The organism is Hydrogenophaga electricum (assembly GCF_030160815.1).
Taxonomy (GTDB): Bacteria; Pseudomonadota; Gammaproteobacteria; order Burkholderiales; family Burkholderiaceae_C; genus Hydrogenophaga; species Hydrogenophaga electricum.
The window spans coordinates 1-15,631 of the sequence record NZ_BSPB01000035.1; the positions used below are offsets into that span (position 1 = coordinate 1).

The 15,631-nt window shown below is 65.0% G+C and carries 12 protein-coding genes; all 12 read right to left on the bottom strand.

Features of this window, described 5'->3' with window-relative positions; translation table 11 throughout:
* On the bottom strand, window positions 1-3,367 hold a 3,367-nt coding region (locus tag QQK43_RS16670), incomplete at its 3' end, for a DUF4347 domain-containing protein (protein WP_284308642.1).
* A 229-nt stretch (window positions 3,368-3,596) separates the two neighbouring features.
* On the bottom strand, window positions 3,597-4,064 hold the full coding sequence (gene nudB, locus QQK43_RS16675) for a dihydroneopterin triphosphate diphosphatase (protein ID WP_234265239.1): 468 nt from the start codon (window positions 4,062-4,064) through the stop codon (window positions 3,597-3,599).
* A gap of 67 nt (window positions 4,065-4,131) precedes the next feature.
* Complete coding sequence (gene aspS / locus QQK43_RS16680) at window positions 4,132-5,925, bottom strand: aspartate--tRNA ligase (protein ID WP_284308643.1); 1,794 nt, start codon at window positions 5,923-5,925, stop codon at window positions 4,132-4,134.
* 47 nt (window positions 5,926-5,972) lie between these two features.
* Window positions 5,973-6,644: a DUF502 domain-containing protein gene (locus QQK43_RS16685; RefSeq protein WP_234265241.1), complete on the bottom strand. Its 672-nt coding sequence runs from the start codon at window positions 6,642-6,644 to the stop codon at window positions 5,973-5,975.
* A gap of 14 nt (window positions 6,645-6,658) precedes the next feature.
* The gene (locus tag QQK43_RS16690; RefSeq protein WP_234265390.1) at window positions 6,659-6,979 is read right to left on the bottom strand and encodes an FmdB family zinc ribbon protein; all 321 of its coding nucleotides are present in this window, start codon (window positions 6,977-6,979) and stop codon (window positions 6,659-6,661) included.
* 144 nt (window positions 6,980-7,123) lie between these two features.
* Window positions 7,124-8,692: a ubiquinone biosynthesis regulatory protein kinase UbiB gene (gene ubiB, locus QQK43_RS16695; RefSeq protein ID WP_284308644.1), complete on the bottom strand. Its 1,569-nt coding sequence runs from the start codon at window positions 8,690-8,692 to the stop codon at window positions 7,124-7,126.
* A complete protein-coding gene (locus tag QQK43_RS16700; RefSeq protein WP_284308645.1) occupies window positions 8,689-9,303 on the bottom strand; it encodes an SCP2 sterol-binding domain-containing protein in 615 nt (204 codons plus the stop codon). The genes ubiB and QQK43_RS16700 overlap by 4 nt, the downstream gene beginning before the upstream one ends.
* A 31-nt stretch (window positions 9,304-9,334) precedes the next feature.
* Window positions 9,335-10,021 carry a Tim44 domain-containing protein gene (locus QQK43_RS16705; RefSeq protein WP_234265244.1) on the bottom strand — a complete coding sequence of 229 codons (687 nt, stop codon included), beginning with the start codon at window positions 10,019-10,021 and terminating at the stop codon, window positions 9,335-9,337.
* A gap of 67 nt (window positions 10,022-10,088) precedes the next feature.
* Window positions 10,089-10,820: a bifunctional demethylmenaquinone methyltransferase/2-methoxy-6-polyprenyl-1,4-benzoquinol methylase UbiE gene (gene ubiE / locus QQK43_RS16710; protein WP_234265245.1), complete on the bottom strand. Its 732-nt coding sequence runs from the start codon at window positions 10,818-10,820 to the stop codon at window positions 10,089-10,091.
* A 34-nt stretch (window positions 10,821-10,854) separates the two neighbouring features.
* Window positions 10,855-11,271: a gamma-butyrobetaine hydroxylase family protein gene (locus QQK43_RS16715; RefSeq protein WP_284308646.1), complete on the bottom strand. Its 417-nt coding sequence runs from the start codon at window positions 11,269-11,271 to the stop codon at window positions 10,855-10,857.
* Between the two features lie 13 nt (window positions 11,272-11,284).
* On the bottom strand, window positions 11,285-15,175 hold the full coding sequence (locus tag QQK43_RS16720) for a DUF3683 domain-containing protein (protein WP_284308647.1): 3,891 nt from the start codon (window positions 15,173-15,175) through the stop codon (window positions 11,285-11,287).
* 90 nt (window positions 15,176-15,265) lie between these two features.
* A complete protein-coding gene (locus tag QQK43_RS16725; RefSeq protein ID WP_234265248.1) occupies window positions 15,266-15,520 on the bottom strand; it encodes a hypothetical protein in 255 nt (84 codons plus the stop codon).
* Window positions 15,521-15,631: the final 111 nt, after the last annotated feature.

Consider the following 15,631-nt stretch of genomic DNA (forward strand, 5'->3'; position numbering starts at 1 on the left):
AGCTGCCGTCCGGGTTGCGCACCAGCGTGCCTTGCGTCGGGTCTGCCAGCTCCGCACTCACCACTTCGAACGGGTCTCCATCCGGGTCCGTGTCGTTAGCCAGCAGTGTCAGCGTGGTGGGCGCTCCCGCAGCCACATCCTGCGTGTCGTCATTGGCCACCGGCGGCGGGTTCACCGGCTCGATCGTGATCGTGCCTTCGAACGCGCCACCCTGGCCGTCGCTCACCGTCACCGGGATCACGATCGGGCCGTTGTTGTCCACCGGCGGTGTCACCGTCAGCACGCCCGTGCTCGGGTCGTACTCGGCCACCACCCCAGGCGGCAGGCTGCTCAGGTCCGGCGTGATCGTCAGCACGTCACTCGGGTTCGGGTCGCTGAAGTAGTCATCCAGGTCCACCGACACCTCCGTGCCGTCCACCGCCGGCACGATCAGGTTGGTCGGATCCGTCGGGTCCACTTCCGGGCTTTCCGGATCACCCGGGTTCGGGTCTTCCAGCACCGGCGGTGCATTGACCACCACCGTCACTTGGGCCGTCTCGGTCACGCCACCCGAGGTCACGGTGTAGGTGAACGAGGAGTCAGCGGTGGAGTTGGTGGTGGGCGTGAAGGTCAATCGCCCATCCAGCCCGAGCACCACAGAGCCGCCACTGACAGCCACCGCCGCACCGCCCGCGGTGATGGCACTGCCATTGATGGCCGTGATCTGGGGCGTTCCTTCAAAACTGTCGGTGGCCAACACGTCGATCGTGACGGGCGTGTTCACCTGGGTGATGGCACTGTCATTGGTGATATCAGCCACCGGCGACACCGTGATCGCCACGGTGTCAACGTCCTGGTAGGCGACGCGACCGTCGCTGGTGGTGATGGTCAGTTGGGCCGACCCGTTGTAGTCCGGGGTGTTGGTGTAGTAGGCGTTGGTCAGGGCCTCGTTGATCGCCGACGCCGAGCCCGTGAGGACCACACTGCCGGACCCGTTGCCTGAAACCGTCACCCCGCTGGTCGATCCCAGTGTGAAGGTGCCGTTCGTCACCTGCACCGTGGCGGTGAGCGTGCCTCCGTCTGGGTCTGCCACCGACAACGCGTTGCCATTGTCTGCATTGAAAACCAGCGGCGAATCTTCAGGGGTGTTCTGCGCACCAGGCACGGTATTCACCGGCGCCCTGCTGATCCCAAAGTCGGCATTCAGATTGCTCGCACCGACCTGGGTGATATCCACCGTGGCATTGGTTGCTCCCCCAGGCGTGGTGTAGACCGCACCGGTGCCCAACACATTGCCGGTATCGGTCACGCGAACAATGTAGTTGCCCGGCAGCACGCCGGTGAACTCATACTTCCCGGTGGCATCGGTGGTGGCCGTCCCCAGCAACCGGTCGTTGGCATCCACCACCCCGTCGTTGTTGACGTCGTCGTACAACGCCACCGTCACGCCGGCAATGCCGACCTCACCAGCGTCTTGCACGCCATTGCCATTGGCATCTGCAAAGACGAGATCCCCGATCGTGCCCGTGGGCGGAACCCAGCCCGCGGCATCGTTGATGGAGCCGATCGAACCGCTGGCCGTCGTGATGTTGACAGCGGTTCCCATCGTTCCGGTGGACGGGTCGTATGTCCGGATCACGCCCGAACCTCCGACCAGATACACCGTATCGTTCTGACCCGTGCTGGCCTGGGTGGGGTTGCCCGACAAGGTCGTCGAGCTCACCTGCGCACCGGTGGTGGCGTTGTAACGCACCACGCTGCCCGTCTGGATACTGAGGATGGTGTTGCTGGCAGGGTCGTAGCCCAGATCCCCCCAATCGTTGCTCCCGATGCTGCCCACCAGCAGCGACGCACTGGTCACCGAGCGGCCATCGCTGGCCAAGTTGATGCGGTAGATGGCATCGTCGGCGGCGGTGGACGAACCGCCACCACCATTGTTGTTTTCGACCCCCAAGTAGAGCGAACCGTTGGCAAAAACCGCCCCGCCGCTCCCCACACCCCGATCCCCCACCACCACGCCGGAGCTGGTCAAGTCACTGGCGATCAGAATGTGGGTGTTGTTGATGAGATCGTAGGCAAACAGCGCCCGGTTGGCGTTGTTGCCCGTGTTGGAAACGTAATACAGCAGCCCATTGGCCTGGTCCACCGCCAGCGAGTTCAGGCCATCCGATGTCGACAGCGTCACACCGCCGACCGAATTGGGCACCGTCGTCAGCAAGGTCGCCTTGCCCGTGGTCACGTCGATGCTGTAGATGCTCATGCCCGAAGCCGCCAAAATGGCGCCGGCACCCGTGGTCACAGGCGTCAGCACGCCCGCCCATTGCTCAGCGGTGATCACGGTGGTTTCGATCTCACCACCGACCCGCGTTTCCAGCACCCAGTCGCCGCCCAGCGCCTCGGAACCGGTGTCATCGTTCGATGCCGCCACATCGGCCCCAGTGGCCTCCGCCAGCAGATTGACAAAGTTAAGCCCCGCTTCGGTGGACGACACATCGCAGCCATAGAGCAGGAGGTCTGCCCCCTCGGACAGGGAGGCGGCGATGATCGCCATCTCGTCCGCATGCTCGCCCTCGAGCGACTGGGCATCCAGCTTGGTGTTGCCCAGCTCCAGCGAGCCCGCCGTGCCGTGGCTGATGATGTGGATGGCATCCACACCGGTGCGGCCATTGAGGATTTCGGCCATCTGTTCGACACCGTCGCGGTCGGCGTCCAGAACGTAGATTTCACCCGGGTGCCAGCTCAGTTCCGGCACGATGTCTTTGGCCACCGCATCGACAAAAATGATTTCCACCCGTTCTGCCGGCGCATCCACCGCGGCCAGATCGGTTTCGCTCAACGCATCGACATCGTCGCCAGCGTCGGCATCCGCGTCCCCATCGGTAGCCGCGCCAGCCGCCGACGCCGAACTGGTCGTGTCCGTCGTCGTGTCGTCCCCGTCGGCCTCGGAAACCTCCGCCACGGCATCAGGGTCGGCCTCGGCCTCGCCCCCCGTTTCCGTCCCAGCGTTCGCGGTGTCGGGGGCATCGGTCTGCGTCGTCGAGGTGGGGGCCGCGGTGGGAGCCGGTACAGAGCTCTCCTCCGTGTCGGTGGCCGCCACCGGCGTGGCGGCTGGCTCCGGCGCCTCCGACACATGGACCTCTTCCGCCACCGGCACCGGGTCGGCGGCAGGTGCCGAAGCCTCCTGGGTATCGACCACGGTGGCCGCTACCGCGGCGTCAAAGACGATCCGCTGCTCCAGCGCGAGTTGCTGCCCCACCAACGCCCGGGCTGGTGCACGCCGGGCACGACGCCCGGAGGACACCTTGCGACCACTCGACGACGCCACTTCAGCGGCCGCCACATAGGTCCCCAGTGTTTCGTTCCAGATCGACTTGTATGACTTGTTCATGCGAATGGGTAAGTGGTATCCAACAGCGTCCGAAAATAGTTACTTGGAACTACAGGACCGATCTTGGAGCGTAACAAAAAATTTCCCGAACCTTAACTGGTAGCGGAAAAAACACGGCAGAACCGCGAATACTCCACATGCAGTGCCTCCAGATGGACGACAAAGACCACACTCGGCGCGTCGGACCTTTTCACAGCACCCACACCGCAGGCTGTAAACAAACACAGAGTCAGGAAAACCTGGGGAGCAGGAGGATCGCTTCCGCATTGGAAAACGAATAACAGCGATCGGCCGCCTCACGCCAGGGCAGCCAGATCTGGTCCCGGTGCTCGCGCGCGCTCAAGGTCACCGGAACCGCGCGAGGAATGCACAAACCAAAGACCCGTTCGACATTGCGGGTCACCCCCGGGGCGTACCGGTACAGCCACTCGGGGTAAATGTCGTAGACGTTTTCCAGACACCAGTCGCTCAACCGATGCCCTGGCGCCCGACCGTCCAGCCCGGTTTCTTCGGCCACCTCCCGCATGGCCGTCTCTTCAAAAGGCTCTTCGACAGCGTCTTTGGAACCCGTCACCGATTGCCAGAAACCTGGCGACTCGGCACGCTCAATCAGCAACACTTCGAGCGCTGGCGTGTGGATCACCACCAGCACCGACTGTGGAATCTTGTGCGCACGTTGTGATGAATTGGTCGCCACAGCCCGTCCCAAAAAAGAAAGCGCCCCGAAGGGCGCCTTGCTGCTGAAGAAAAGAAGCGGCCGCCCCTCAGACCGGCGACGGGTTGCGCAGCCGGATGTGCAGCTCGCGCAACTGCTTCTCGTCCACCGTGCTGGGTGCCTGGGTCAGCAGGTCCTGGGCACGCTGGGTCTTGGGGAAAGCGATCACGTCGCGAATCGATTCGGCGCCCGTCATCAGGGTGATCAGGCGATCCAGGCCAAAGGCCAGGCCACCGTGCGGCGGCGCACCATACTGCAGAGCATCCAGCAGGTAGCCGAACTTCGCGCGCGCATCTTCTTCGCCGATCTTGAGCGCGCTGAAGACCTTGCTCTGCACATCGGCGCGGTGGATCCGCACCGAACCGCCGCCCAGCTCCCAGCCGTTGAGCACCATGTCGTAGGCCTTGGCGATGCACTTGCCCGGATCGGTGTCCATCAGGTCCTCGTGGCCATCCTTGGGGCTGGTGAAAGGATGGTGCACGGCCACCCAGCGGTCTTCTTCCTCGTCGTGCTCGAACATCGGGAAGTCCACCACCCACAGCGGCGCCCAGCGGCTTTCGAACAGACCGCTCTTCTTGCCGAGTTCACTGTGGCCGATCTTCAGGCGCAGTGCGCCGATGGCATCGTTGACGACCTTGGTCTTGTCGGCACCGAAGAACAGCAGGTCACCGTCCTGGGCGCCGGTGCGCTGGAGGATCTCGGCGATGGCCGCGTCGTGGATGTTCTTGACGATGGGCGATTGCAACCCGTCGCGCCCCTTGACCACCTCGTTGACCTTGATCCAGGCCAGTCCCTTGGCGCCATAGATCTTGACGAACTCGGTGTACTGGTCGATCTCGCCACGCGAGATCTGGGCGCCACCGGGCACACGCAGCGCGACCACGCGGCCACCGGGCGTTGTCGCCGGGCCGGAGAAAACCTTGAAGTCCACATCCTTCATGACCTCGGTCAGCTCGGTGAATTCGAGCTTGACACGCAGGTCCGGCTTGTCGGAGCCAAAGCGGTAGGCGGCCTCCTGGAAGGTCATGATCGGGAACTCGCCCAGGTCCACCCCCAGTTGGGTCTTGAACACCTCGGTGATCATGCGCTGGAAGATCGCACGGATTTCTTCTTCGTTCAGGAACGAGGTCTCACAGTCGATCTGGGTGAACTCGGGCTGCCGGTCGGCACGCAGGTCTTCGTCGCGGAAGCACTTGGTGATCTGGTAGTAGCGGTCGTAGCCAGCCACCATCAGCATCTGCTTGTAGAGCTGGGGCGACTGGGGCAACGCAAAGAACTGGCCGTCGTGCACGCGGCTGGGCACCAAGTAATCGCGCGCGCCTTCGGGCGTGCTCTTGCCCAGCATGGGCGTCTCGATGTCGATGAAACCTTCCTTGTCCAGGAAATTGCGCACCTGAATGGCGGTCTTGTAGCGCAGCATCATGTTGCGCTGCATGGCCGGGCGGCGCAGGTCCATCACACGGTGCGTGAGGCGCGTAGTCTCCGACAGGTTGTCGTCGTCCATCTGGAACGGCGGCGTGACCGAGGCGTTCAGCACGATCAGCTCGTGGCACAGCACTTCGATCTTGCCGCTCTTGAGGCCGTCGTTGGTCGTGCCTTCAGGGCGGGCACGCACCAGGCCCTTGACCTGCACGCAGAACTCGTTGCGCACATCTTCGGCCACCTTGAACATCTCGGGGCGGTCCGGATCGCACACCACCTGCACATAACCTTCGCGGTCACGCAGGTCGATGAAGATCACCCCACCGTGGTCGCGACGGCGGTTGACCCAGCCGCACAGCGAAACGGTTTGGCCCATCAGGGCTTCGGTCACCAGACCGCAGTAGTGGGAGCGCATGGCCATGGAATTGCTTCTTTCAACAGAGGGCCGCACGGGGCGGCCGGATCGGCTCAGGTAAGGGGAACAGGCGAAGAGGCGCCAGGTTGCGGGGGTTTCTTGCCCCCTGGCACGATGACACCCATGGAGACGATGTAGGTCAGGGCCTCGTCCACCGACATCTGCAGCTCCACACAGGCGCTTTTGCGCACCATCACGAAGTAGCCCCCGGTGGGGTTGGGGGTGGTCGGCACGTACACGCTGATGAACTCGTCGCCGGCGCCACCGGGGCCATGCCCGGTTCGCAGATGTGCCTGGACTTCACCACCCGGTGCACCGGTCAGGAAAGCAATGGTCCACATGCCCTCCTGCGGCCACTGGATCAGCAAAGCCTGCCGGAAAGCATTGCCCTTTTCCGAAAACAGCGTGTCCGACACCTGCTTGACGCCGGAATAGATCGAGCGAACCACCGGAATCCGGTGCAGCAGTGCATGCCACCAGTTCACCAGCCTGGAACCGATGATGTTGGATGCCAGGGCACCGATGGACAGCAGCACCCCGAGGGCAAAGATCACGCCCAGACCGGGCAGGTGAAAACCAAGCAGTTGGTCAGGATGCCAGCTGGCCGGCAGGATGCGCAAGGTCTGGTCCAGAGTGGACACCACCCAGTCGAGCACCCAGAGGGTGATGATCAGGGGCACGAGCACCAGAAGCCCGGACAACAGCCACTTGCGCAAGGCAGCCATAAATGCCGTGGGTCTCAGTGGCAGGCGCAGGAGCCACCACAGGGCGTGGACGGCGCGGGGCTGGCCGGGGTCTCCGACGAGGACGGCGCGGCAGCGGCGGCACCCTCAGCGGCGGTGCCGGTCGAGGCGGCGGCCGCGCCGGATGCACTGGCTCCGCCACGGAAATCGGTGGCGTACCAGCCCGAGCCCTTGAGCTGGAAACCGGCCGCCGTCAGCTGCTTGCGAAAGGTCGCCGCCCCGCAAGCGGGGCAATCGGTCAGCGGTGCGTCGGAGATTTTCTGCAGAACGTCCTTGGCATGGCCGCAGGACTCGCACTTGTAGGCATAGATCGGCATGGCGTGAACGGTGGAAAACACCTCTCCGGCGCAGACAGCGGGCGCCCCGTGGTGCCGGACAGGGAAGTTGAACAAAACCGGGCATTATAGTTTGGGGCGCTTGCCCAGGCCGTCAAGGGCCCCCAGACTTTTATCCCGCACCGGTCACCAGAGACGGATGCGCAGCAGCACCTGGGTGACGATCAGCCCCAGCACGAAGCCGATACCGCCGTAGATGATGCCCTGCAACAGGCGGTTGGTGCGTTTCTGCTCCGCCAACAGGGCCTGCAGTTCCGCGCGGCTCACGCCGTCACCGGGCTGCCGCAGACGATCGTGCAGCAGCCGTGGCAAGGCCGGCAGCAGTTTGGCGTACTGCGGCGCTTCGGCCTTGAGCTGTTGCCACAGCTTGCGCGGCCCCATCTGGTCGACCATCCACTTTTCGAGAAAGGGTTTGGCGGTCGCCCAGAGATCCAGATCCGGGTCCAGTTCGCGCCCCAGCCCCTCGATGTTGAGCAGGGTTTTCTGCAGCAGCACCAGTTGCGGCTGGATCTCCACATGAAAACGCCGCGAGGTCTGGAACAGCCGCATCAGCACCATGCCCAGGGAGATCTCGCGAAGCGGCCGGTCGAAGTACGGCTCGCACACCGCCCGGATTGCCGACTCGAGTTCGTCGACCCGGGTCTCGGGCGGCACCCAGCCGCTTTCAATGTGCAACTGGGCGACACGCTTGTAGTCGCGCCGGAAAAACGCCGTGAAGTTCTGCGCCAGGTATTCCTTGTCGAACTCGGTGAGCGTACCGACGATGCCGAAATCGAGCGAGATGTAGCGCCCGAAGGTGGCCGGATCCACACTGACCCGGATGTTGCCCGGGTGCATGTCGGCATGGAAAAAACCGTCGCGGAAAACCTGGGTGAAAAAGATGGTCACGCCGTCGCGCGCCAGCTTCGGGATGTCGACGCCTCGCGCCCGCAGATCGTCCACCCGGTTGATGGGCAGGCCGCGCATGCGCTCCATCACCATCACCTCGGTGTGGCAAAAGTCCCAGAACATCTCCGGGATCATCACCAGATCAAGCCCCGCCATGTTGCGGCGCAACTGGGCCGCATTGGCCGCTTCGCGCATGAGGTCGAGCTCGTCGTGCAGGTACTTGTCGAACTCGGCCACCACCTCGCGCGGTTTGAGGCGCCGGCCGTCTGCCGAGAGGCGCTCCACCCAGCCGGCCATCATGCGCATGAGCGAGAGGTCTTTTTCGATCACCGGCAGCATGTTCGGGCGCAGCACCTTCACCGCCACCTCCCGCCCGGCGTGGCGGCCGGCCTTCAGCGTGGCGAAGTGCACCTGCGCGATCGACGCGCTGGCCACGGGCGTGTGCTCGAAGTGATCAAACAGGGCCTCCAGCGGTTGGCCGAAGGCGCGCTCGATGGTCGCCACCGCCACCGCACTCGGAAACGGCGGCACGTTGTCCTGCAGATGCGCCAACTCGTCGGCGATATCGGGCGGCAACAGGTCGCGGCGGGTGGACAGCACCTGCCCGAACTTCACGAAGATCGGACCCAGGCGCTCCAGCGCTTCGCGCAGGCGCTGACCGCGCGGCGCATCCAGCTTGCGCCCGATCGTCACCAGGCGGGTCAGCCCCCGAACCAGTGGATGCGGGAAGCTCGACAGCAGCAGCTCGTCCAGCCCATGGCGCAGCGCCACCCACAGGATGAAAGCGCCACGAAACAGCCGCCTCATGCGGCAGGCCCGTCGGTGCCGGTTTCGCTGGGAGCGGCTGGCGAAGCGCCCCCGCTGCGGCCAGGCACACGCGCCACGAAAGCCTTCAGGCCTCGCGCCACCGTCGATGCAATGCCCACCAGCGTGTGTGCCGCCGCGTCGCCGACGAATTGCGAAAGGTCTTCCTCCACGTCCCAGCGCACGTTGTCCACCAGCCAGGCCACTTCCGCCGCCAGTTGCACGTCGCCCTGGATATCGACACCGGGCTTGTGGCCGCTGGCCAGCGACTGCGCCAGCTCGCGCGCCAAGCCCAGCGGCGAGGTCTGGGTGAGGGTCACGGTCAGTTCGGCAGCCGTTGCGGCCGGGAGGCGCTCGACCAGCCCGGCGGCGGTAGCGGCCAGCGTCAGGTGCACCGCACCCCACTGCAGCCGCACCGGCTTGCCTTTGTGGCGCCGCAGGCGATCCTGCGCCTGCGGCTCCTGCCCCAGCACATGATTGAGGAAAAGCACCACACGGTTCTGCACCTCATCCACCACCCATTCGGGGGGCTTCAGCGCTCCCAACAGGGATTGCAGCGCAGACAAAGGCGAAGCGCCGGCCGCAGCCGGCGAAGGGGAATGGGCGTCGTTCATGCCCTCGATTCTGACGGATAAGCCGGGCGCTTCAGCGCAGCGCCTGCACCCCGGCCACCAGCCACCCGCCTTCGGTGTGACGCGGCCGGGTGATGTCCCATATTTCCCGGAACGGGCTTGGGCCGGCTGAGAGGTCTTCGCGCATCAGGCCCGAGAACTCGACGCTGGCGAGCCACGCGTCCGCCATCTCCTCGATGCCCAGCAGGCGCGCTTCGAGCATCACCACCTCGGTGCGTGCGGACGGCGCGGTCGACCGGTCATCGGCCTCCGCAGGCTGGCGGGCCGCAATGGCCGTCTCCATGCGCTGGCGAATCTGCTCCAGCATGCCATCGGTCATCATGGCGCGCAGGCTGGCCAGATCGGCCTGGTCCCAGGCCGATTGCAGGTGCAGGAAGTTGGCTTTGGACGTGGACAGGAAATCGGCTTCATCGAAACCGTCGGGCGAGCGGCGTTCCAGCGCGGGAGCCACCACGGGCGCCGCCGCATCGACCGGGGCATACGCGGCGCTCTCCCACGGGCGCGCCGACGCGTCGTTGCCGACGTTTTTCGGGCTGTAGCCCCGGGGTGCCACCGGCGTCACCTGATCGGCCGGAATGGGTCCCGACGGCTGCGCTATCGGCGCAGCGGCCTTGAGACGCCGCCGAGCCCCCAGCACCACGGCCACCAACACAACCCCCACCAGTGCCAGCCACCACAGCCACGACGATTCGGCGCTCATCGAATACCCCCTTGCATGCCCTTCCTTGTCCTTTCCTGTCCCGCCGGCGCCCTCCCGGGCCGCGGTGTCAACACTTGATACCCAGATGCAACGCGACGATGCCGCCGCTGAGGTTGTGCACGTCCACATGGCCGAAGCCCACGTTCTTCATGATCTGGCGCAAGCCCTCCTGGTCCGGGTGCATGCGGATCGACTCCGCCAGGTAGCGGTAGCTCTCGGCATCCCCGGCAACCAGTTGGCCCAATTTCGGCAGCACGTTGAACGAGTACCAGTCATACGCCTTCTCCAAAGGCTTGGCGACCCGGGAAAACTCCAGCACCAGCAAGCGCCCCCCCGGCTTGAGCACGCGCCGCATCTCGGCGAGGGCCTGGTCCTTGTGGGTCATGTTGCGCAAACCAAACGCCACCGACACGATGTCGAAGGACTCGGACGCAAACGGCAGCTTTTCGGCATCACAGACCATCGTCGGCAACACCAGCCCGTTGTCCAGCAGGCGGTTGCGCCCCTCGCGCAGCATGGCCTCGTTGATGTCGGTGTGCACCACACGCCCGGAGGGTCCCACCCGGCGGGCGAACGCCATCGACAGGTCGCCGGTGCCGCCCGCAATGTCGAGCACCTGGTCACCCTCCCGAGGACGGGCCACGGTGATGGCATAACGCTTCCAGACCCGGTGCAAGCCGGCCGACATCAGGTCGTTCATGACGTCGTACTTGGACGCGACCGAATCGAACACGCCGCGCACACGCTGCGCTTTTTCCCGCTCGTCGACCGTTTCGAAACCGAAGTGGGTGGTGGCCATGGGGTGGTTCTCCGTGAATCCTTGACGGTCGGGTTCAGTGGTGGTGGCCGCAGGCGTGCCCGCCCGCCGTCGGCATGGGGGCATCCCGATCCAGCCCCGCATCGGCCAGACGCTGCAAGTAGTCGCGCCAGAGCGCGTCCTGCCGCGCACCCAGCGTGTACAGGTATTCCCAGGTGAAGAGGCCGGAATCGTGCCCATCGGAAAACGTCGGCCGCACCGCATAGTGCCCCACCGGCTCCAGCGCCACGATCTGCACGTCGCGCTTGCCGGTCTGCAGGGTTTCCTGACCCGGGCCATGCCCTTGCACTTCGGCCGACGGCGAACATACCCGCATCAGCTCGAAAGGGATGCGGAAGGTCTGGCCATCGGAGAACAGCACCTCCAGCACGCGGGAGGCGCCATGCACGGTGATGTCCTGGGGCGTCGGGGTGTTCGGTGTGAGTCCAGCCATGGCGTTCCTCGGGTCAGACCAGGACGCGCTCGATGCCACCCTGGTTGGCACGCGCCACGTATTCAGGCAGCCAGCTTTCGCCCAGGATCTGGCGCGCCATTTCAACCACGATGTAGTCGGCCTCCAGCAAGCCGTTCTGCAAGTCGTCGGTGTAGCGGCTCAGGCCCTGCAGGCAGCTCGGGCAAGAGGTCAGCATCTTGACGTTGGCCTGCGGTGCCACAGTACCCGCAGCGCGCAGGGCCGCTTCGCCCTTGCGCACCTCTTCTTCCTTGCGGAAGCGGATCTGCGTGGAGATGTCCGGCCGGGTCACGCCCAGCGTGCCGCTTTCGCCGCAGCAGCGTTCGCTCTTGATAACGCCACCGCCCACCAGGGCCTTGACGGTCTTCATCGGGTCCTGCAACTTCATCGGGCTGTGGCACGGGTCGTGGTACAGGTAACCGCCCTGCCCCGCCGGCAGCGTGATGCCCTTTTCCAGCAGGTACTCGTGGATGTCGATGATGCGGCAGCCCGGGAAGATCTTCTCGAACTCGTAACCCTGCAACTGGTCGTAGCAGGTGCCACAGCTCACCACCACCGTTTTGATGTCCAGGTAGTTCAGCGTGTTGGCCACGCGGTGGAACAGCACCCGGTTGTCGGTGATGATCTTTTCCGCCTTGTCGAACTGGCCGCTGCCGCGCTGCGGATAGCCACAGCACAGATATCCCGGCGGCAGCACGGTCTGCACGCCCGCATGCCAGAGCATGGCCTGGGTGGCCAGGCCGACCTGGCTGAACAGGCGCTCGGAGCCGCAGCCGGGGAAGTAGAACACCGCTTCTGTCTCGGCCGTGGTGGCTTGCGGATTGCGGATGATGGGAACGTAGTCCTTGTCCTCGATATCGAGCAACGCGCGCGCCGTCTTCTTGGGCAGACCACCAGGCATCTTCTTGTTGATGAAGTGGATGACCTGTTCCTTGACCGGCGCGGTGCCCACCGTGGCCGGCGGGGCCGACGTCTGCTTCTTCGCCGCCAGGCGCAGCACGTCGTTGGCCAGGCGCTGGGCCTTGAAACCCACGTCCACCATGGCCGAGCGCACCAGCTTGATGGTCTGCGGATTGGTCGCGTTGAGCATGAACATGGCCGCCGCATTGCCGGGCCGGAAGCTCTTCTGGCCCATCTTGCGCAGCAGGTTGCGCATGTTCATCGACACGTCGCCGAAGTCGATCTTCACCGGGCAGGGAGACAGGCACTTGTGGCAGACCGTGCAGTGATCGGCCACGTCCTCGAACTCTTCCCAGTGCTTGATGCTGATGCCACGGCGCGTCTGCTCTTCGTACAGAAAAGCTTCGATCAGCAGCGAAGTCGCCAGGATCTTGTTGCGCGGGCTGTAGAGCAGGTTGGCGCGCGGCACGTGCGTGGCACAGACCGGCTTGCACTTGCCGCAGCGCAGGCAGTCCTTGACCGAATCGGCGATGGCGCCGATGTCGCTCTGCTGCATGATCAGCGACTCGTGCCCCATCAGGCCGAACGAGGGCGTGTAGGCATTGGCCAGGTCGGCCTGGCGCACGCTGGCATCGCCCACCACCAGCGCTTGGTGTGCGGCACCGCGCAGCAGTTTGCCCTTGTTGAAGCGACCCTCGGGATCGACCTTCGCCTTGTAGGCGGCAAAGGGGTTGAGCTCGTCGTCGGTCAGGAATTCCAGCTTGGTGATGCCGATGCCGTGCTCGCCCGAGATCACGCCATCCAGGCCCCGCGCCAGCACCATGATGCGGGCCACCGCCTCGTGGGCGGTCTGCAGCATCTCGTAGTCGTCGCTGTTGACGGGGATGTTGGTGTGCACATTGCCGTCGCCCGCGTGCATGTGCAGCGCCACCCAGACGCGACCTTTGAGCACACGCTTGTGAATGGCATTGCATTCGGCCAGGATCGGGGCAAAGGCCGCGCCGGTGAAAATCTGCTGCAGCGGCACACGGATCTGGGTCTTCCAGCTCGCGCGCAGCGAATGGTCCTGCAGTTGCGGGAACAGGCTGTCGACATCGCGCAGCCAGCCAGCCCACAGGGCGCGTACCTCGCGCACCTTGGCCAGGGCCTGTTGCACGCGATCTTCCAGCAACTCGGCGTTGGGCAGGTCGTTGGCGTCGTCGGTCTTGCCCAGGGGCAGGTTGCCTTTGGCAAAAAAGGCTTCCAGCGCATCGCACAGCTTGAGCTTGTTGCGCAACGACAGTTCGATATTGATGCGCTCGATGCCCAGCGTGTATTCGCCCATGCGCGGCAGCGGGATCACCACGTCTTCGTTGATCTTGAAGGCGTTGGTGTGCTTGCTGATGGCGGCCGTGCGCTTGCGGTCGAGCCAGAATTTCTTGCGCGCCTCGGCGCTGATGGCCACGAAGCCCTCGCCGCTGCGGCCGTTGGCCATGCGGATCACTTCGCTGGTGGCGCGCGCCACGGCATCGGCATCGTCGCCGACGATGTCGCCGATCAGCACCATCTTGGGCAGCGTGCCCCGTTTGCTCTTGGTCGCGTAGCCCACGGCCTTGAGGTAGCGGTCGTCCAGGTGTTCCAGGCCGGCCAGCAGCGTCCCGCTGCGCTTTTGCTCGGCGAACATGAAGTCCTTGATCTCAACGATCGAGGGCACACCGTCCTTGGGATTGCCGAAAAACTCCAGACACACGGTGCGGGTGTGATCGGGCATGCGATGCACCACCCAGCGTCCGCTGGTGATCAGGCCGTCACAGCCTTCTTTCTGGATACCCGGCAGGCCGCTGAGGAACTTGTCGGTCACGTCCTTGCCCAGGCCTTCCTTGCGGAAGGTCGAGCCGGGAATCGCCAGCGTTTCGGTGCGCAGCGGCGTTTTGCCGTCGGCGGCAAAGTACCGGAGTTCGAAGGTCGCCACCTCGGCATCGTGGATCTTGCCCAGGTTGTGGTCCAGGCGTGTGACTTCCAACCATTCGGCCTGCGGCGTGACCATGCGCCAGCTCACCAGGTTGTCCAGCGCCGTGCCCCAAAGCACGGCCTTCTTGCCACCAGCGTTCATGGCGATGTTGCCGCCCACGCACGAGGCTTCGGCCGACGTGGGATCGACCGCGAACACAAAGCCCGCCCGTTCGGCCGCATCGGCCACGCGCTGCGTGACCACGCCGGCTTCGGTCCACACCGTGGCCACCGGTTGCGCGTGGCCGGGAATGGCCACGTGCTCGACCTCGGTCATGGCTTCGAGCTTCTCGGTGTTGATGACCACACTCTTCCAGGTCAGCGGGATCGCGCCGCCGGTGTAGCCGGTGCCGCCCCCGCGCGGGATGATGGTCAGACCCAGTTCGACGCAGCCCTTCACCAGGTGCGCCATCTCGGCCTCGGTGTCGGGCGTGAGCACCACGAACGGGTATTCCACGCGCCAGTCGGTCGCGTCGGTCACGTGCGACACGCGCGAGAGACCGTCGAATTTGATGTTGTCCTTGGCGGTCAGCTTGCGCAGCACGCGGTTCGTGCGCTGGCGCAGCGTGGCCATCTCTTCGAACGAGTGGGCAAAGGTGTCCACGGCCGCGTGGGCCAGCGTGAGCAACTCACCCACCAGCGCGTCACGCGCCGGATCGTCCTGGGGTGTGCGGCGGCGCTGCACCTCACCGAGCCGGTGGTGCAGCGCTTCGACCAGCGCGGCACGCCGCTTGGGGTTGTCGAGCAGGTCGTCCTGCAGATAGGGGTTGCGCTGGACCACCCAGATGTCGCCAAGCACCTCGTAGAGCATGCGGGCCGATCGCCCGGTGCGCCGCTCGCCGCGCAAGTCGTCCAGCAGCCCCCAGGCCCGGGAGCCCAGCAGACGCAGCACAATTTCGCGATCCGAGAAAGAGGTGTAGTTGTACGGAATCTCACGCAGACGGGGCGAATCGTCGAGCGTGGTTTCCAGCAGCGGAAGCGGAGTCGGGGCGTTCATGGGGCGAGGGCCAGCAACAAAAGCTGAACCTGCGATGGTACCGCAGGCCCCAATCACACACCCCTGCGGCGGATACTGGCGCCGCAGGCGTCAGGCGCGACGTGCCCACCAGGCCAGACTGCCCTGGAAGAGCACCAGCGCGGCATACGTGACCATCACACCATCGCGCCCAAAAACCACCAGGCCGGACAGCAACACCGCCGTGCCCAGCCCCCACTGCGCCAGCAGTTCGCGCCGCGCCCCCCAGCGGCCACGGCGCGCCCCGGGCTTCAGGCGTGGCGCTCCCCAGAGCAGCAGACCCACCACCAGGGCAGGCGCCACGAAGTTCGCAAGATGAAGGATCAAGGCGATAAAGTTCACCGCAGCGGAAAGGTCAAAAGCCGGCAGAGAAAAAGCGGGGCGCCTCGCACAAGGCGCGTTCGCAGGCCATCCGCATCAACAGGCGGCGCGCGCCCA